The 16,750-nt window shown below is 60.0% G+C and carries 16 protein-coding genes; 11 read left to right on the top strand and 5 right to left on the bottom strand.

Going from position 1 to position 16,750, the window contains the following annotated elements; translation table 11 throughout:
• Positions 1-13: 13 nt before the first annotated feature.
• Genes eutJ through WIF35_RS06750 form a run of 9 tightly spaced genes read left to right on the top strand, consistent with a single transcriptional unit; the run spans position 14 to position 9,157 of the window.
• A complete protein-coding gene (eutJ, locus tag WIF35_RS06790; RefSeq protein ID WP_412480805.1) occupies positions 14-832 on the top strand; it encodes an ethanolamine utilization protein EutJ in 819 nt (272 codons plus the stop codon).
• Positions 833-854: 22 nt separating this feature from the next.
• Entirely contained in the window at positions 855-2,090 is a 1,236-nt protein-coding gene (gene eutH / locus WIF35_RS06785) for an ethanolamine utilization protein EutH (RefSeq protein WP_412480804.1), read from the top strand.
• Between the two features lie 37 nt (positions 2,091-2,127).
• A complete protein-coding gene (locus WIF35_RS06780) occupies positions 2,128-3,525 on the top strand; it encodes an ethanolamine ammonia-lyase reactivating factor EutA (protein WP_412480803.1) in 1,398 nt (465 codons plus the stop codon).
• A gap of 11 nt (positions 3,526-3,536) precedes the next feature.
• Positions 3,537-4,898 carry an ethanolamine ammonia-lyase subunit EutB gene (locus WIF35_RS06775; RefSeq protein WP_412480802.1) on the top strand — a complete coding sequence of 454 codons (1,362 nt, stop codon included), beginning with the start codon at positions 3,537-3,539 and terminating at the stop codon, positions 4,896-4,898.
• A 10-nt stretch (positions 4,899-4,908) separates the two neighbouring features.
• On the top strand, positions 4,909-5,802 hold the full coding sequence (eutC, locus tag WIF35_RS06770) for an ethanolamine ammonia-lyase subunit EutC (protein WP_412480801.1): 894 nt from the start codon (positions 4,909-4,911) through the stop codon (positions 5,800-5,802).
• A 15-nt stretch (positions 5,803-5,817) separates the two neighbouring features.
• Positions 5,818-6,477, top strand: a complete 660-nt coding sequence (gene eutL / locus WIF35_RS06765; RefSeq protein ID WP_412480800.1) for an ethanolamine utilization microcompartment protein EutL — start codon at positions 5,818-5,820, stop codon at positions 6,475-6,477.
• A 4-nt stretch (positions 6,478-6,481) separates the two neighbouring features.
• Positions 6,482-7,249, top strand: a complete 768-nt coding sequence (locus WIF35_RS06760; protein WP_412480799.1) for a BMC domain-containing protein — start codon at positions 6,482-6,484, stop codon at positions 7,247-7,249.
• Between the two features lie 31 nt (positions 7,250-7,280).
• The gene (locus WIF35_RS06755; RefSeq protein ID WP_412480798.1) at positions 7,281-8,594 is read left to right on the top strand and encodes a 4Fe-4S dicluster domain-containing protein; all 1,314 of its coding nucleotides are present in this window, start codon (positions 7,281-7,283) and stop codon (positions 8,592-8,594) included.
• Between the two features lie 14 nt (positions 8,595-8,608).
• Positions 8,609-9,157: a BMC domain-containing protein gene (locus tag WIF35_RS06750; RefSeq protein WP_412480797.1), complete on the top strand. Its 549-nt coding sequence runs from the start codon at positions 8,609-8,611 to the stop codon at positions 9,155-9,157.
• Between the two features lie 65 nt (positions 9,158-9,222).
• Here WIF35_RS06750 and WIF35_RS06745 read toward each other — a convergent pair whose 3' ends face one another.
• The 5 genes from WIF35_RS06745 to WIF35_RS06725 all read right to left on the bottom strand — a co-directional run bounded on the left by WIF35_RS06745 (position 9,223) and on the right by WIF35_RS06725 (position 14,534).
• Entirely contained in the window at positions 9,223-10,512 is a 1,290-nt protein-coding gene (locus tag WIF35_RS06745) for a haloacid dehalogenase-like hydrolase (protein WP_412480796.1), read from the bottom strand.
• Between the two features lie 221 nt (positions 10,513-10,733).
• Positions 10,734-11,531: a GTP cyclohydrolase FolE2 gene (gene folE2, locus WIF35_RS06740; protein ID WP_412480795.1), complete on the bottom strand. Its 798-nt coding sequence runs from the start codon at positions 11,529-11,531 to the stop codon at positions 10,734-10,736.
• 18 nt (positions 11,532-11,549) lie between these two features.
• Positions 11,550-13,403 (bottom strand): 1-deoxy-D-xylulose-5-phosphate synthase, encoded by a 1,854-nt coding sequence (dxs, locus tag WIF35_RS06735; RefSeq protein WP_412480794.1) that lies wholly within the window; start codon positions 13,401-13,403, stop codon positions 11,550-11,552.
• Between the two features lies 1 nt (position 13,404).
• On the bottom strand, positions 13,405-14,271 hold the full coding sequence (locus WIF35_RS06730; protein WP_412481220.1) for a polyprenyl synthetase family protein: 867 nt from the start codon (positions 14,269-14,271) through the stop codon (positions 13,405-13,407).
• A 23-nt stretch (positions 14,272-14,294) separates the two neighbouring features.
• Positions 14,295-14,534, bottom strand: coding sequence for an exodeoxyribonuclease VII small subunit (locus tag WIF35_RS06725; RefSeq protein WP_412480793.1), 240 nt, complete (start codon positions 14,532-14,534; stop codon positions 14,295-14,297).
• Positions 14,535-14,640: 106 nt separating this feature from the next.
• On the opposite strand from WIF35_RS06725, the gene WIF35_RS06720 reads away from it, so the two are divergent.
• Both WIF35_RS06720 and WIF35_RS06715 read left to right on the top strand, forming a co-directional pair.
• Positions 14,641-15,777, top strand: coding sequence for an aromatic ring-hydroxylating oxygenase subunit alpha (locus WIF35_RS06720; RefSeq protein ID WP_412480792.1), 1,137 nt, complete (start codon positions 14,641-14,643; stop codon positions 15,775-15,777).
• 88 nt (positions 15,778-15,865) lie between these two features.
• Positions 15,866-16,717: a DMT family transporter gene (locus WIF35_RS06715; RefSeq protein WP_412480791.1), complete on the top strand. Its 852-nt coding sequence runs from the start codon at positions 15,866-15,868 to the stop codon at positions 16,715-16,717.
• Positions 16,718-16,750 lie beyond the last annotated feature (33 nt).

The following is a 16,750-nucleotide window of genomic DNA, read 5'->3' as shown; positions in this document are numbered from 1 at the left end:
CATGGGGCGAGATATGGACCTCTGGCTGAATCCTCGTCTCGACCGGGCTGCAGAACTGCTGGCCGGTACCGCAACGCAAGCCAGTGGGGAATTACGCCTGGGTATCGACCTCGGAACCAGCGACGTGGTGTCCATGGTCGTCGATGCCGAAGATCGGCCAATCGGCGTTCAACTGGAGTGGGCCGATGTGGTGCGGGATGGCATCGTCTGGGATTACTTCGGTGCCGTAAGCATCGTCCGTCGTCAGGTGGCAGCCCTCGAGCAGCAGTTGGGGGTGCGTTTCGGCAAGGCCAATACTTCGTTTCCGCCAGGAACCGATCCGCGCATTTCGGTAAACGTCATTGAAGCCGCCGGGCTGGAGGTCGATCAGGTGATCGACGAGCCGTCCGCCGTCGCCAGCTTGCTGGCTATCGATGCCGGGGCGGTGGTCGATATCGGTGGTGGTACGACCGGTATTGCTGTCGTCAATGAGGGCAGGGTGGTGTATTCAGGCGATGAGCCCACGGGGGGGCATCATGTTTCCCTAACCCTGGCCGGCAGTCGAAACATCCCTCTGGAAGAAGCCGAGCAGCTGAAACTACAGCGCGGCCGGGAAATCTGGCCGACCGTGCAGGCCGTCTTCGAGAAGATGGCCGATATCGTGCGCGAACATCTGCAAGGTCACTCAGTGCAAAGCCTCTATCTCTCCGGAGGTTCCTGCGCCCTACCTGGCGTGCGCGAGCTTTTCGCCCACGAGTTTCCCAGTTTGCAGGTATTGCAGCCCAGCCAGCCCTTGTTCCTGACACCGCTTTCCATTGCCGCTTACCGGCCGATGCCGGTAGGCAACCGATAGAACAACAAGAAGGGAGTCGAATATGGAAATGATCAACAAAGTCATCATGATCATCATGATGAGCTTCATGGTCATTGCAGCCATTGACCGTATTCTCAACCAGTTCGGTGGTGCCGAGGTCGTGCTCGCCAAAGTGGGCCTTGGGGGGCTGGGACGCGCATTTGCCGGAGCGGGTAGTCAGTTCGAGGAAGGTTTCATGGCCATGGGGGCGCTGGGCTTGGCCATGGTCGGCGTCATCGCCATCGCGCCGGTGTTGGCCAAGGTGCTGGGGCCGGTGGTGATTCCAGCCTATCAGGCAGTCGGTGCCAGTCCCGCCATGTTTGCCACCACCTTGCTGGCCAACGACATGGGTGGTTTCTTCCTGGCCAAGGAATTGGCCACGGTCAATGGTGTGGTCGACAACCCTTCCTGGCTCTATGCCGGTTTGATTCTGGGCGCCATGATGGGGCCCACCATCGTTTTCTCCATTCCGGTGGCGATCGGTATCATCGACGAGAAGGATCGCCGCTTCCTGGCCATGGGCGTGCTGGCCGGCATCGTGACCATTCCCTTGGGCTGTGTCGCTGGCGGTATGGTGGCCATGTATTCCGGTATCAGCATTGGCGGGGAGCCGGTAGTCTTTACTTGGAGCCTCATCTTTCAGAACCTGATTCCGGTGCTCTTCTTCTCTGTTCTGGTGGCCGTTGGCCTCTGGCTGATTCCCGAGAAAATGATCAATGGCTTCCAGATATTTGCCAAGATTCTGGTTAGTCTTATCACTGTCGGGCTCGCCGCCGCCGTGCTGCAGACGACTTTGAGTTTCACGCTGATTCCGGGCATGGATCCCATCTTCATGGTGGCTGGCGACAAGCCGGGTGAGGTGATGCGGGCTGTCGAGGTCATCGGCTATATCGCCTGCGTCCTGCTTGGTGCTTACCCCATGGTATTCCTGCTCTCGCGGTGGTTCGAGAAACCGCTGATGGGAGTGGGGGCGCTTTTGAAGGTGAACAACAACGCTGCTGCCGGCATGGTGGCCACCTTGGCCAATAACATCCCAATGTTCGGAATGCTCAACAAGATGGACGATCGCGGCAAGGTGTTGAACGTCGCCTTTGCCGTCAGTGCGGCATTCACCTTTGGTGATCACCTCGGTTTCACCGCGGCCAACATGCCGGGAATGATCTTCGCCGTTATTGTCGGCAAGCTGGTGGGCGGCGTCACTGCGGTTGCCGTGGCGATGCTCATCGCCCCGAAGGCTGTGGCGGACGGCGAGCGTTGATGGACCCTTCGGCATGAGCGTCAGGGAGATTCGCAGCGTGGGCATCGACATCGGTACCACCACCACTCAGGTGATCTTTTCCTGCCTGGAGCTGGTGAACCGCGCTGCGCCCTCGCAAGTGCCTCGATACGAGTTCTCACGTCGCGACATTACCTACGAAAGCCCTGTGATATTCACGCCGGTCGATCATTCCGGTCATATCGACCAGGTGGCTCTGTCCCGTTTCATCGATGGCGAATATCGCGCAGCCGGGCTGGATCGGCAGCGGGTGGAGAGCGGTGCCATCATCATCACCGGCGAGACATCCAAGGCGCGTAATGCGCGCGACACGATCATGCAGTTGGCCGAGTCGCTTGGCGATTTTGTCGTGGCAACGGCTGGACCACATCTCGAGTCGGTGATCGCTGGCCGGGGATCGGGGGCGGCCGAATATTCCACCATGCATTCGGCTCGGGTGATGAACATCGACATCGGTGGTGGCACTTCCAATTATGTGGTCTTTGACTGTGGTCGGGTGGTCGATACGGCATGCCTCAACGTTGGCGGTCACCTGCTCGAGACCGATACAGGGGGCGGGGTGCGCTTCATTCGCGAACCAGCAGCCAAGGTATTGGCCGAACTGGGTTTGAGCGGGCGGGACAAGCTTTCATTGCAGGAGTTGGATACCTTGGCCGCGCGCATGGCGGCATTGATCGTCGAGGTCATTGAAGGCGCTCCTTCGGCACTCGCTCACCAATTGCTAATGACCGACTGCCTACATCGTGGACATCATCTTGACGCCTTGTTCATATCCGGCGGTGTCGGGGATTGCCTGTACCATCCGGTTGCCGACGCTTTCGCCTATGGCGATATCGGTCCCTTGCTGGCCAAGGCCCTTTTGGCCCACCCCGGCTTTGCCTCCATGCCGCTACAGGAGCCCAAGCAGACTTTGCGGGCGACCGTTATCGGTGCCGGTGCCCATACGCTGTCCCTGTCAGGGAGCACCATCTGGCTCAATTACGCACAACTGCCCCTGCGCAATGTCCCGGTGATCGTTCCGGCGCTGGGCGAGGCAGATGGCAGTGATGCGGGCGTCTTGGCCAACGCCTGGACTGTCGCTGCGCATCGTCAGGATTTGGACCCCTCGCATGAGCTGTGTGCCTTGGCCTTGCCGGCGGAACTGCCCGTGGCATATCGCAGCGTGCTCACCAGCGCCGAGGCCCTGCGTATTTTTTCCAAGCAGCATCCCAATTCGCAGTTGCCGTTGATCGTCGTCGCCCGCCAGGATTTTGGCAAGGCGCTTGGCATGGAGTTGCAGCCCAGTCTGTCAGAACGTTCGTTGGCAGTCATTGACGAAGTCGAGACGCGGGAAGGCGATTACGTTGATATCGGCAACAGTTATTTCGGGGGCGAGATCGTACCGCTCACCGTCAAGTCACTGGCATTTCCTTCTTGAGGAAGAAGAACATGAAGCTATCCACACGCCTGTTCGGTCAGACTTATCAGTTCAGGGACGTCAAGGATGTCCTGGCCAAGGCCAACGAGCCCCGCTCCGGCGATGTGCTCGCCGGAATCGCGGCGGAAACGGCGCAGGAGCGCGTTGCCGCCAAGCATGTGTTGAGCGAGTTGACAGTCGGCGATCTGCGCAACAATCCCGTCATCCCCTATGAAGAGGATATCGTTACCCGGGTCATTCAGGATGGCATCAATGAAGGTGCCTACGACAAGCTCAAAAACTGGACCATCAGTGAGCTCCGGGAATATCTTTTCTGTGACGGTACGCGTCTCGAGGACATCGAGTTCCTGCGCAAGGGGCTAACTTCCGAGGTCGTCGCCGGCGTCGCCAAAATCTGCTCAAACGCTGACCTGATCTACGGTGCCAAGCGCATGCCGGTGATCAAGAAGGGCAATACCACGGTCGGTCTGCCCGGCACCTTCAGTTGCCGCTTGCAGCCCAACGATACCCGCGATGACGTGAAGAGCGTCGTCGCGCAAATCTACGAGGGTTTGTCTTTCGGCGCCGGCGATGCGGTGATTGGCATCAATCCAGTCACCGACAATGTCGAGAATGTGACCCGCTTGCTGCACCAGATTTACGAGATCGTGGACAAGTTCCACATCCCGACGCAAGGCTGCGTGCTGGCCCACGTGACCACGCAGATGGAGGCGATTCGCAAGGGAGCGCCGGCCGGGCTGATCTTCCAGAGCATCTGCGGTAGCGAAAAGGGGCTGGCGGAATTCGGCGTGACGGTCGAGATGCTCGACGAGGCGCATCAGGTGGCGACCACCTACAACCGATCGGCCGGTTCGAGCGTCATGTACTTTGAAACCGGGCAGGGGTCGGCGCTTTCGGCCAACGCCCACTACGGGGCCGACCAGCTGACCATGGAGGCTCGCAACTATGGGCTGGCCCGCCGCTACAACCCCTTGCTGGTCAATACGGTGGTCGGTTTCATTGGTCCGGAATACCTGTACAACGATCGCCAGATCATCCGCGCCGGCCTGGAGGATCACTTCATGGGCAAGCTCTCAGGCATCTCGATGGGCTGCGACTGCTGCTACACCAACCATGCCGAGGCCAACCAGAATTCCAACGAGAACCTGATGATCCTGCTCGCGACAGCGGGCTGCAACTACGTGATGGGTTTGCCCATGGGCGACGACATCATGCTCAATTACCAGACCACTGCCTTCCATGACACGGCCACTATCCGCCAGTTGCTCAATCTGAGACCCGCGCCGGAATTCGAGCGTTGGCTCGAACGTATGGGCATCATGGAAAACGGACGACTCACCGCCAAGGCTGGCGACGCGTCGATGTTCTTCTGAGGGGACGACCATGGACCAAAGACAAATTGACGACATCGTTCGCGCAGTGATGGGGAAGCTGGCCGAGGGAGGCAATGCACCTGCCACTACGGCGACGCATGCTGCCCAGCCGGCAGCCAAAGCACAGGTCGTGAGCGGCGAGAGCCTGCCCGACTTGGGCAGCGACGAATTCAAAACCTGGATTGGGGTGCGCAACCCACACCGCAAGGAGGTGCTGGAGGATCTGCGCCGGAGTACGGCGGCGCGCATCGCCGTTGGCCGGGCCGGGCCAAGACCGCGTACCGTGACCTTGTTGCGCTTCCTGGCGGACCACTCGCGCTCCAAGGATACGGTGCTGAAGGAAATTCCTTCCGAATGGGTGGCGAAGACTGGGTTCCTCGAGGTGCATTCCGAGATCACCGACAAGGATCAGTATCTGACCCGTCCCGATCTCGGTCGGCGTTTGTGCAAGGAGGCCGTCGACACGATCCTGGCCAAATGCAAGAAAAACCCGCAGGTGCAGGTGGTGGTTTCCGATGGTCTTTCCACCGACGCCATTACCGCCAATTTCGACGAAATTCTGCCACCCTTGATGAAAGGCCTGGAAAGCGCCGGCCTTGATGTGGGCACGCCGTTCTTTGTACGGCACGGCCGAGTCAAGGTGGAGGACCAGATTGGCGAACTGCTGGGCGCCAAGGTCGTGATTCTGCTGATCGGCGAACGTCCCGGGCTTGGGCAATCCGAGAGCCTTTCCTGCTACATGGTTTATAGCCCGAGTCTGGCCAAGACCGTGGAGTCCGATCGGAACTGTATTTCGAACATCCACCGTGCCGGAACACCGCCGGTGGAGGCCGCTGCCGTCATTGTCGACATGACCAAGAAGATGCTCGACAAAAAAGTCAGCGGCATCGCGCTCAACCGTTAAGCGAAAGGAAGCGTCATGGCTGTCATGGATCTCATCAAGCCGAGCGTACGGGCGGTACGTCTGATCGCTTCGCTCAATGCCGACTTCAAGAAACAACTCAAGCTGCCGGATCACTTCAACAGTTTGGGTTTGCTCACCGCCGACTCCGATGACGTGACCTATATCGCTGCCGATGAGGCGACCAAGCAGGCGCAGGTGGAAGTGGTGTACGGTCGCTCGCTGTATGCCGGTGCCGCGCATAGCTCGTCGCCGACAGCGGGTGAAGTTCTCATCATGTTCGGTGGGCCGACGCCGGGCGAAGTTCGTGCCGGGCTGGAGGCGGCGATTGCCACCATCGAGGATGGGCCGGCATTTCGTTGTGCCAACGAGGATGGCTCCATCGCTTTTCTGTCCCACCTGATTTCCCGTACTGGCAGCTACTTGTCCGGCGTTGCCGGCATCAAGGCTGGGTCGCCGATGGCCTACCTGATTGCACCGCCCTTGGAGGCCACTTTCGGGATCGATGCAGCACTCAAGGCGGCCCAGGTGGATATGGTGACTTATGTGCCGCCGCCCTCGGAAACGAACTACTCCGGTGCGTTCATGACCGGAAGCCAGGCCGCCTGCAAGGCGGCGTGCGATGCATTTACCGCTGCGGTGCTGGATGTGGCGGCCTGTCCGATCCGCTGCGGGTGACATCATGCGTGTAGACGCCATCGGTTTCGTCGAGGTCGTGGGCTTGGTTGCCGCCGTCGAGGCGGCCGATGCCATGGTCAAGGCGGCGCAGGTGCGTTTGCTCAAGCAGCACACCATTTCTCCCGGTTGGGTGACGCTGGTCGTCGAGGGTGACCTGGCCTCCTGCAAGGCAGCGGTCGATGCCGGCAAGGCTGCCGCCGCACGCCTGGGGCAGGTACTCAGTACCCTGGTGCTGGGCCGGCCAGATCGGGATACCGAAGGCTTGGTGCTCGACCAGTTACGTCACGAGCCTGAGGCGGGAGCATTACCTGAAAGAGCTCCGCCACGTGCTGCGAAGTCGGCTTTGCAGAGTCTTAAGACGAGCGTGCCGAAAGTCCAGGCTGAAAATAAGGTGCCTGAACCGATCGTTCCAGCGGAATCAGCTCATCCGGATGTCGAGATTCAACTGCCAGTGGTGAACGAGGTTCAGGTCGAGGTGCAACCGAACACTGATCCGTTGCTACCGGAAGTTTTCGATGGCTCGGAAGTGACTGCTGCGGTGCACACGGCAGAAATGCCAAAAAACCAGGCGACGCTGGCAATGGAACCCCCTGCTCCGGAAAGCTTGTTCGCCTACATTGCGGCGGCGACTCGGGGGCGGACTTGTCAGGAAGTGGCGCGTCGTTTCCATCTGGCACCGGCCGTGGCGCGCGAATTGTTGGAGCAATGGCTCGTGGACGGGCGGCTGGATAAGTCGGGTAGCCGTTATCTTGTCGCCCAGCGCCTGATCTGACGTTGGCAAGTGCGCGAAAAGGATTGAGACGATGAACGATATCAGTGCCAAGGTCAAAGCTGCCGGTGTCGTCGGTGGCGGTGGAGCCGGCTTCCCAACGCACGCAAAGCTGGAAGGCAAGGCGGAGATTTTCATCGTCAATGGCGCCGAGTGCGAACCACTGCTGCGCGTGGATCAACAACTGATGGCGCAGCATGCCGAGGAATTGGTGCGCGGCTTGCGCTACGGCATGGAAGCCACCGGGGCCAAGGAAGGCATCATTGCCCTCAAGGCCAAGTACAAGCCGGCCATCGCTGCCTTGGAACCCATTCTTCCGAGCAATGTTCGCCTGCACTACCTGAAGGATGTTTATCCGGCCGGCGATGAAGTGATCACCATCTGGATGGCGACCGGGCGCCGGGTGCCGCCGGCCAAGCGCCCCGGGGATGTCGGGGTGGCGGTCAATAACGTCATGACACTGATCAATGTGGCGCGTGCGGTCGATGACGGTGCGCCGGTGATCCTGCGCCCGGTGACGGTCACAGGCGCGGTCAAGACCCCGATCACCGTCAGTGTGCCGGTCGGCACGCCGATGGCTGAACTGGTGGCCTTGGCCGGTGGGCCGAGTATCCCGAATGCGGCCTACGTCGGTGGCGGACCGATGATGGGGCATCTGTTGCACGACCTGGCGGAACCGGTGACCAAGACGACCTCGGCAATCATTGCCTTGCCGGAGGATCACATCGTCGTGCGGCGCCATCGCCAGAGCATGCAAAGCGTGCTGCGCATTGCCAAAACAACCTGCGAGCAATGCCTCTTGTGCACTGAGCTTTGCCCTCGGCATCTGATTGGCCACGAACTGCCGCCGCATCTCATCGTTCGCTCGCTCAACTACAACCACGTTGGCAATCCATCGACCCTGCTGTCGGCGCTGACCTGTTCCGAATGCGCCGTCTGCGAAGCCTACGCTTGTCCGGTCGACATTTCGCCGATGCGGGTCAACATGGCCCTAAAGGCTCAGATGCGGGAGCAGGGGCTGAAGTACGAAGGTGAACTGCGGCCTGCCGACCCGATGGCAGAGTATCGGCTGGTGCCCATCACCCGTCTGCTGCACAAACTGGCCATCTACCAGTACAGTGTGCCGGCGCCCATGCTGCCGGAGGTTCATCAGCCGGCGCAGGTTGTGATCAAACTGCAGCAACATATCGGTGCTCCGTCGGTCGCCGTGGTCAAAGTCGGGGACAAGGTAGTGCAGGGGCAGTTGATCGGAGAGATTCCCGAGGGTAGTCTTGGGGCGCGCATCCATGCCAGTATCGACGGCACAGTTGTCGAGGTGACCAGCGCTGCTGTCACCTTACGCCGCTAATCGAGGAGAACGTCGTGTTGCATGCCATAGGATTGATCGAAACCAACAGCATTGCCAAGGGCATCGAGGCGAGCGACGTTATGGCCAAGACGGCCAACGTTTCCATTCTGGTGTCGAAAGCCATTTGCCCCGGGAAATACATCGTGATGATCGGTGGCGACGTGGCCGCGGTTCAGCAGTCGGTCAAAGCCGCCATTGCACTGGCGGCGGAAACGGCGGTCGATGATTTCATCATTCCCAGCATTCACCCGTCGATCATGCCCGCTATTTCCGGCGGGAACAGTATCGGCGAAGTACGGGCGGCCGGGGTGATCGAAACCTATTCCGTAGCCTCCTGCATCGAAGCCGCGGATGCGGCAGTGAAGGCCGCTTCGGTCGAGCCGGTGCGCATGCATCTGGCCTTCGGGATTGGCGGTAAGAGCTATGTGGTCTTGACCGGTGAAGTGGCCGATGTCGAGGCTGCGGTCAAGGCGGGCTGCGAAGTGGCAGGCGACAAGGGAATGCTGGTTCAGCGCGTGGTAATTCCGCGGCCACACAAGCAGGTTGTCGAGCATCTGCTCTGAGGTCGTTGCTCTTCAAAAGAAAAAGGCCGGCGTTTGCCGGCCTTTTGCTGTGTGGAGACAGCGACTTATTTGAGGACTTGTCCTTCCTTGGCGCCAAGCTTGACATGGGCCTGTGACGGAATGAACGTGCCCTTGTTGTCGTCGCGGCCTTGCAGCAGGACCTTGGCGTCCGGCTTGCCATACTCGGCTACAGCAATGCGGGAGAGCTTGTCGATGTCCTTGCCCTTCAGGCGGTTAACAATGAGCACCAGCTTGGTGTCGGCGAAGTCCTGCATCATGTTCATGTCGCCTTCGCTATCGCCAGCGACGAAGATCGGGCCGTAGCCGTACTTCGAAACCAGGAAACGCTCGATCGCCTTGGTCTTGCCCTTACCCTGCGTCTGGTCGTAACCCTTGCGGAATTCGGTCTGGATGACGCCTTTGGCGTCGCGCTCGAGCTCCATCCCAATCACGCGGTTGTCGGGGTTAAAGTAACCATACTTCGGATTGGAGGAAATCTCCTTGACGACGTCGACAAAGGAAGCGGTACAAATCCAGATATCGATACCTGCAGCACGGAATGCGCGGAAAACGTCCTGCATTTCGGGCATGAGTCGCAAACCGTTCTTCCAGCTAACGGATACAACGCCAGCCTTGCCGGGAATCGATGCCGGGCTGGTCCACTTCACTTTCTCAACCGGTTGTGTCAGTTGCCAGTCCGCAGTTTCCTGGGTCATCTTGCGTACTTGCTGTTCGTTCAGACCGGTGAACAGGTAGAGTACCCAGGGGTAGGCGATCGAGACATCGAAGGTGTCGCCGATAGCTTCGTAGAGATAACGTACCTTGGTGATGAAGTTGGTGTAGTGCGGATTCTTCTTCACTTCATCCAGGGGCATCTTTCCCTTCAGCCCTTGGTAGTTGTTGTAAATCCAGGTGTAGCTTTCCACGGCATCGGGAACGACCAAGTCGATATTGAGTGCTTTCCCGGCTGCATTGTTGTAGTCGGCCTTGAAGTTCCCGCTCGGCACATTCATGCGCAGGGCCTTGTCCATCTGGGCCGGCGTCATGTTGAACTTGAGGTTGACCAGTTGATAAATCAATGTGGCTTCCTCGATGTCCAGGAAGACCATGGTGTTATCCCAGTCGAATACCGCGTAGGGCGGCTTGGCCGGGTTGTAGTTGGCACTGCCCTTACCGTAAGTGGTGAGCAGTTTCTCGATCTGTGCCTTGTTGAATTTATCCCAGTTGTAGTCGGCCAGTTTGACCGCCTGTTGAACTTGAGCCTGGGAATCGGGAACCTGCGTTGTTTGGGCGCAACCGCCGAACAGACCAGCGATCAGGGCGGCAATGAGCAGATAATTACGCTGCGATTTCATGAGTCTCTCCTTGTAATTGGCATGAAACTATTGAGTCAAACCTGAGAGCGCTACGACAACTCGCTACTCGCTCATGCTACTACCATTCTTGGGTAAGGGGAGGGGGATGGATCGCTAAATATAATCCGGTTTGACGTGGGTCAACGCTGGAAAAAGTGGGCTGCTAGAAATGAAAATGGCAGCCTTAAAGGCTGCCATTAGTCGAATAAGCAACGGACCGTTCAGGCGCGTTTGTCCTTCTCGATCAATGCGTAGGCCGAGTGATTGTGGATGGACTCGAAGTTCTCGGACTCGACGACATAGGCGTCGATGCGCGGCTCGGCATTGAGACGGGCGGCGACGTCGCGCACCATGTCTTCGACGAATTTCGGGTTGTCGTAGGCGCGTTCGGTCACGTATTTCTCGTCCGGGCGCTTCAACAGGCCGAACAACTCGCAGGAGGCCTCGGATTCGACCAATTGGACCAGTTCCTCGATCCATACGAAATCGTTGGTGCTAGCAGTGACAGTGACGTGCGAGCGCTGGTTGTGGGCGCCACGTTCGGAAATCTTCTTGGAGCAGGGGCACAGGCTGGTCACCGGAACGACGACCTTGACTGAGGTGACGATCTCGCCGTGGCAGATGTCGCCGATGAAGGTGACGTCGTAATCCATCAAGCTCTGCACGCCGGAGACCGGAGCGGTCTTGTTGATGAAGTAGGGGAAGTTCATCTCGATATGGCCGGTTTCGGCTTCGAGCTTGACGACCATATCACGCAGCATGCTCGGGAAGTTCTCGACTGAGATTTCACGCTCATGGCTGTTCAGGATCTCCACGAAGCGGGACATGTGCGTGCCCTTGAAGTTGTGCGGCAGACCGACGTACATGTTGAACATGGCGATGGTGTGCTGCACGCCGGTCGATTTGTCCTGCACCTTGATCGGGTGGCGGATGGATTTGATGCCGACCTTGTTGATCGCGATCTGGCGGGTATCGGCCGAGTTCTGGACGTCGGGAATGTTGGGATTCGGGGTGGTCATTGACTGTTCTTCAGTAAATTATTGTTGGTTGAGTTGGTTCCGCACGCTGCTGACGATGCCGTCGGCGTCCAGGCCAAGTTCGGCCAGCAACTGCCCTTGTTCGCCGTGATCGATGAAGCGATCGGGCAAGCCAAGGCGTAGAACCGGCACCTTGATGCCGCGTTCGGCCAGCACGCGCTCCACTTCGGAGCCGGCGCCGCCGATCACGGCATTCTCTTCGATAGCGACCAGCAGGGAATGGTTCCCGGCAAGTTCGACGATCAATTCGGCGTCGATCGGTTTGACGTAGCGCATGTTGGCGACGGTGGCGTCGAGTTGCTCGCCTGCGGAAAGCGCTGCGCCGAGCAGGGTACCGAAGGCGAGCAGGGCAACCCGCTGACCTTGGCGACGGATTTCCCCCTTGCCGACCGGCAGCACATCAAGTTGTGTCGACGGGATGCTGCCGTTACCCGCGCCGCGCGGGTAACGCACCATGCTCGGGCCATCGTGGGCATAGGCAGTGGACAGCATGCGGCGGCATTCGGCCTCGTCGGACGGTGTCATCACCACCATGTTGGGGATGCAGGTAACGTAGGAGAGATCGAAGGTGCCGTGGTGGGTTGGGCCATCGGCGCCGACCAGGCCGCCGCGGTCGACGGCGAAGATCACCGGCAGGTTCTGCAGGGCTACGTCGTGCACCAACTGGTCGTAAGCGCGTTGCAGGAAGGTCGAGTAGATGGCGACCACCGGCTTGAGGCCTTCGCAGGCCAGGCCGGCGGCGAAAGTCACGGCGTGCTGTTCGGCGATACCCACATCGTAGTAACGATCCGGGAATTCCGCGGCGAAGCGGACGAGGCCGGAACCCTCGCGCATGGCTGGCGTGATGCCGACCAGACGATTGTCGGCGCGTGCCTGGTCGCACAGCCAGTCACTGAAAACCTGGGTGAAGGTCAGTTTGCCGCCGCCCTTGCCAGACTGGATACCTTCATCGGGCGCAAACTTGGCGACGCCGTGGTAAAGGATGGGGTCGGCCTCGGCCAGTTTGTAACCCTGGCCCTTCTTGGTGATGATGTGCAGGAACTTCGGCCCCTTGATCTCGCGCAGGTTCTGCAGCGTCGGGATCAGGGCATCGAGGTCGTGGCCGTCGATCGGGCCATAGTAATGGAAGCCGAATTCCTCGAAGAGCGTGCCGGGGGCGATCATGCCCTTGACGTGCTCCTCGGCGCGGCGCGCCAGTTCGAGTAGCGGCGGGGCGAAACCGAGCATGTGGCGACCGGCAGTGCGGGCGGCGTTGTAGGTCTTGCTCGAGGTCAGGCGGGTCAGGATGTTGTTGAGCGCGCCGACCGGCGGCGAGATGGACATCTCGTTGTCGTTCAGGATGACCAGCATGTCGGCATCGGCGACGCCCGCATTGTTCAGTGCCTCGAAGGCCATGCCAGCCGACATCGCACCGTCGCCGATGATGGCGATGGCCTTGCGGTCTTCGCCTTTCTGCTTGGCGGCCAGTGCCATGCCGAGCGCAGCGGAGATCGAGGTGGAGGAATGCCCGACACCGAAGGTGTCATAGGGGCTTTCGCAGCGCTTGGGGAAACCGGCGACGCCATGGCGCATGCGCAGCTTGCTCATGCCTTCGCGGCGGCCGGTCAGGATCTTGTGCGGATAGCACTGGTGGCCGACGTCCCAGACCAGCCGGTCTTCCGGGGTGTTGAAGACGTAGTGCAGCGCGATGGTCAATTCCACCGTGCCCAGATTGGACGACAGGTGGCCGCCGGTCTGCGCGACCGACTCGATCAGGAAGCCACGCAACTCGTCGGCGAGTTGCGGCAACTGCTTGCGGTCGAGCTGACGCAGGTCGCTGGGGGAATTGATTCGGTCAAGCAGAGGGAAGGTCATTTCAGAATTGCCGGTGGCAAATGAAGTCGGCCAGCTGGGTCAGGCGACTGGCGCGTTCGCCGAAGCAGGAGAGCGAGGCGAGGGCGTCGCTACGCAGTTCTTCGGCGTAGCTGCGGGCGCGTTCGAGGCCGAGTAGGCTGACGTAGGTCGGTTTATCGGCAGCTTCGTCCTTGCCGGCGGTCTTGCCCAGGGTGGCGGTGCTGGCGGTGCAGTCGAGGATGTCGTCGACGACCTGGAAAAGCAGGCCGGCGCGCTTGGCAAAGCGGTCGAGGTTGTCGCGGGCTTCAGTGCTGAGCGGTTCGCCGCACAGCGCGCCGAGCAGTACAGCGGCTCGGATCAGGGCGCCGGTTTTCAGCGCGTGCATCAATTCCAGTTCGGGCTGGGTCAGCGGCTTGCCGACCGAGGCGAGATCGATGGCCTGGCCGCCGGCCATGCCGCGGGAACCGCTGGCGTGAGCGAGCAGGGCGATCATTTCGAGTTGCTGCTTGGGCTCGCCCAGCGCTTGCGTGGCGAGCAGTTCGAAGGCTTGCGTCTGCAGGCTGTCGCCCACCAGCAGGGCTGTGGCCTCGTCGTATTCGACATGGCAGGTCGGGCGGCCGCGGCGTAGATCGTCGTCATCCATGCACGGCAGATCGTCATGGACCAGCGAATAGGCGTGGATCATTTCGACTGCGCCGGCGACGACCTCCAGCTTTTCAGCCGGTGCGCCGGTCAGTTCGCCGGCGGCGAACGCGAGCAGTGGGCGCACGCGCTTGCCGCCACCCAGCGCGGAATAGCGCATGGCGTCGTGCAGGCGGGCGGGGATGCTGTCGGCGGCCGGCAAATAGCGGGCGAGCGCAGTTTCGACGCGGCCTTGGGTGGCCGCCATCCAGTCGGTGAACGAGGGGGCGCTCACGAAGCCTCCAAGGTGTTGCGGTCGACTTCCTTGAACTGGCCATTTTCGAGGACGCGAATCTGCTCCTCGGCATCGGCGAGTTGGGCCTGGCAATGTTTCATCAGTTCCATGCCGCGCTTGTAGGCAGCGATCGAGGCTTCGAGCTCGAGCTGGCCGCCTTCCATGCTGGAGACGATGCTTTCCAGCTCGGCGAGTGCCGTTTCGAATTTCATGTCGGCAATGGGCGTTTGATCCATGTCAGACCGGTGCGAGAAAACACACGAAAATACTCCAAACGGGGGCGTACGGTCAAATATCAGGGTAAAATTGCAGTTTTGCGATTAATCCCGCTGGAGGCTTGGAATGTCCGACATGGCGACTCTGTCCCGGTTGGCACCCGCAGTTTCCCAACTGCCGGTGGACTGGTATTTCGATGACAAGATTTATGAGCTGGAGAAGAAGCTCATCTTCGATGCCGGTCCGGGTTATGTTGGCCACCAGCTCATGGTGCCCGAAGCGGGCGATTGGCGCTCCCTGGAGTGGAAGGATCACGGCCAGATGCTGCTCAACGGCGGCAGCGCAGGCCCGAATGCCGGCATCTGGCAGATGTCCAACGTCTGTCGCCACCGTCAGGCGATCATGCTGCAGGGTTCGGGCAAACTGAATGGGCCGATCGTCTGCCCCATTCACCGCTGGACCTACGAGCAGTCCGGCGAACTGATCGGCGCGCCGCATTTTCCGCAGAACCCCTGCCTGAACCTGAACAAGGCGCAGCTGGAGAACTGGAACGGCTTGCTGTTCAAGGGGCCGCGCTCGGCCAATGCCGACCTCGCCGGCATGAATGTGGCGCGCGACCTCGATTTCACCGGCTACAAGCTCGACCACGTCGAGATGCACGAGTGCAACTACAACTGGAAGACCTTCATCGAGGTCTATCTGGAGGACTACCACGTCGTGCCTTACCACCCGGGCTTGGGTAACTTCGTCACCTGCGACGATCTGACCTGGCAGTTCGGCGACTGGTACTCGGTGCAGAAGGTCGGCATCACCTCGCTGATGAAGGATTCCAGCTCCGCTTCCTACAACCGCTGGCAGAAGGTTGTCCGCGAATATTACGGCGATCGAGGCGAGACACCGCCGCAGGGTGCGATCTGGCTGACCTACTACCCGAACATCATGGTCGAGTGGTATCCGCACGTGCTGGTCGTGTCCACGCTGATTCCGCAAGGACCAAACAAGACGATGAATGTCGTCGAGTTCTACTACCCCGAGGAAATCGTTGATTTCGAGCGCGAGTTCATTGAGGCAGAACGTGCTGCCTATATGGAGACTGCCATCGAGGACGATGATATCGGCGAGCGCATGGACCGCGGTCGCAAGGCCCTGCTGGCCGAAGGACGCAACGAAGTCGGCCCTTACCAGAGCCCGATGGAAGACGGTATGCAGCATTTCCATGAGTTCTACCGTCGGATCATGCAGCAGGAAATCGAAGCGCGCTGATCGGTTTTTTGCCTTTTTAGGCAGTGCACCGCAGCAGTGAGGGCGTCGGGGTAAAATCCGGCGCCTTTTTCATTTTCCGGTACCGCCCATGCAATCCCTGTGGATGATCGCCGCCAGCTTCCTGTTCGCTTGCATGGGCGTTTGCGTCAAGCTGGCTGCCGCGACGCATTCGGCGGTCGAGATCACTTTCTATCGCAGCTTCATCTCGCTGATCCTGATGTATGCCTTGGTACGCTTGCGTGGCGTGTCACTGAAGACCCCCCATTGGCGTTGGCAAATCACGCGGGGAACGGTGGGGTTTCTGGCGCTGGTTTCCTATTTCTTCGCGATTACCATGCTGCCTCTCGCCACGGCAGTTACCCTGAACTACACGTCGGCCATCTTTTTGGCGCTCTACCTCGCCCTGTCCGGAGCGCGCATGCGCTTTGGCATGTTGATTGCGCTGGCCATCGGCCTGGTAGGCGTGGGTTTTCTGTTGAAGCCCAGTTTTCACGCCGATCAATTGCTTGGCGGCTTGATCGGGCTGAGCTCAGGCATTCTTGCCGGGATGGCCTACTTCAGCGTCAGGCAACTCGGAGCGCGTGGCGAGTCCGAGACGCGAACCGTGTTTTATTTTTCTCTGGTCTCAAGTATTGGGGCTGGCGGCTGGCTTCTGTTCAGCGAATTGCATGCGGTCGAGATGCGCAGCGGCGCGCTTCTGCTTGGCGTGGCCTGCTTCGCCACGCTTGCCCAATTGGCCATGACCCGCGCCTACTCGCGCGGCAAAACGCTGATGTCGGCGGCGCTGGCCTACAGCACGGTGATCTTCTCGAGTCTGCTCGGCATGCTGTTCTGGGGGGAGGTGCTTGATGCCTCGGCCTGGCTGGCGATCGGCCTGATCATCCTGTCAGGCATCGCAGCCACGCACTTTTCGCGTGCCAGTCCGGTCGAGCAGGATTAAACTTGTTCTGAATATAACCAGAACGGAGTCAGA

Source organism: Azonexus sp. IMCC34839 (assembly GCF_047047955.1).
Taxonomy (GTDB): domain Bacteria; phylum Pseudomonadota; class Gammaproteobacteria; order Burkholderiales; family Rhodocyclaceae; genus Azonexus.
The sequence above is the reverse complement of the archived record's forward strand: the minus strand, read 5'-3'. Positions and strand labels throughout refer to the sequence as shown.

Excerpts from the sequence above, each read along its gene's own strand:
- eutC (WP_412480801.1), top strand. The coding sequence starts at position 4,909 with ATGGACCAAAGACAAATTGACGACATCGTTCGCGCAGTGATGGGGAAG.
- WIF35_RS06715 (WP_412480791.1), top strand. The coding sequence starts at position 15,866 with ATGCAATCCCTGTGGATGATCGCCGCCAGCTTCCTGTTCGCTTGCATG.
- WIF35_RS06755 (WP_412480798.1), top strand. The coding sequence starts at position 7,281 with ATGAACGATATCAGTGCCAAGGTCAAAGCTGCCGGTGTCGTCGGTGGC.
- WIF35_RS06775 (WP_412480802.1), top strand. The coding sequence starts at position 3,537 with ATGAAGCTATCCACACGCCTGTTCGGTCAGACTTATCAGTTCAGGGAC.
- WIF35_RS06760 (WP_412480799.1), top strand. The coding sequence starts at position 6,482 with ATGCGTGTAGACGCCATCGGTTTCGTCGAGGTCGTGGGCTTGGTTGCC.
- WIF35_RS06720 (WP_412480792.1), top strand. The coding sequence starts at position 14,641 with ATGTCCGACATGGCGACTCTGTCCCGGTTGGCACCCGCAGTTTCCCAA.
- dxs (WP_412480794.1), bottom strand. The coding sequence starts at position 13,403 with ATGACCTTCCCTCTGCTTGACCGAATCAATTCCCCCAGCGACCTGCGT.
- eutL (WP_412480800.1), top strand. The coding sequence starts at position 5,818 with ATGGCTGTCATGGATCTCATCAAGCCGAGCGTACGGGCGGTACGTCTG.
- folE2 (WP_412480795.1), bottom strand. The coding sequence starts at position 11,531 with ATGACCACCCCGAATCCCAACATTCCCGACGTCCAGAACTCGGCCGAT.
- WIF35_RS06730 (WP_412481220.1), bottom strand. The coding sequence starts at position 14,271 with ATGGCGGCCACCCAAGGCCGCGTCGAAACTGCGCTCGCCCGCTATTTG.
- eutH (WP_412480804.1), top strand. The coding sequence starts at position 855 with ATGGAAATGATCAACAAAGTCATCATGATCATCATGATGAGCTTCATG.
- WIF35_RS06745 (WP_412480796.1), bottom strand. The coding sequence starts at position 10,512 with ATGAAATCGCAGCGTAATTATCTGCTCATTGCCGCCCTGATCGCTGGT.
- eutJ (WP_412480805.1), top strand. The coding sequence starts at position 14 with ATGGACCTCTGGCTGAATCCTCGTCTCGACCGGGCTGCAGAACTGCTG.
- WIF35_RS06725 (WP_412480793.1), bottom strand. The coding sequence starts at position 14,534 with ATGGATCAAACGCCCATTGCCGACATGAAATTCGAAACGGCACTCGCC.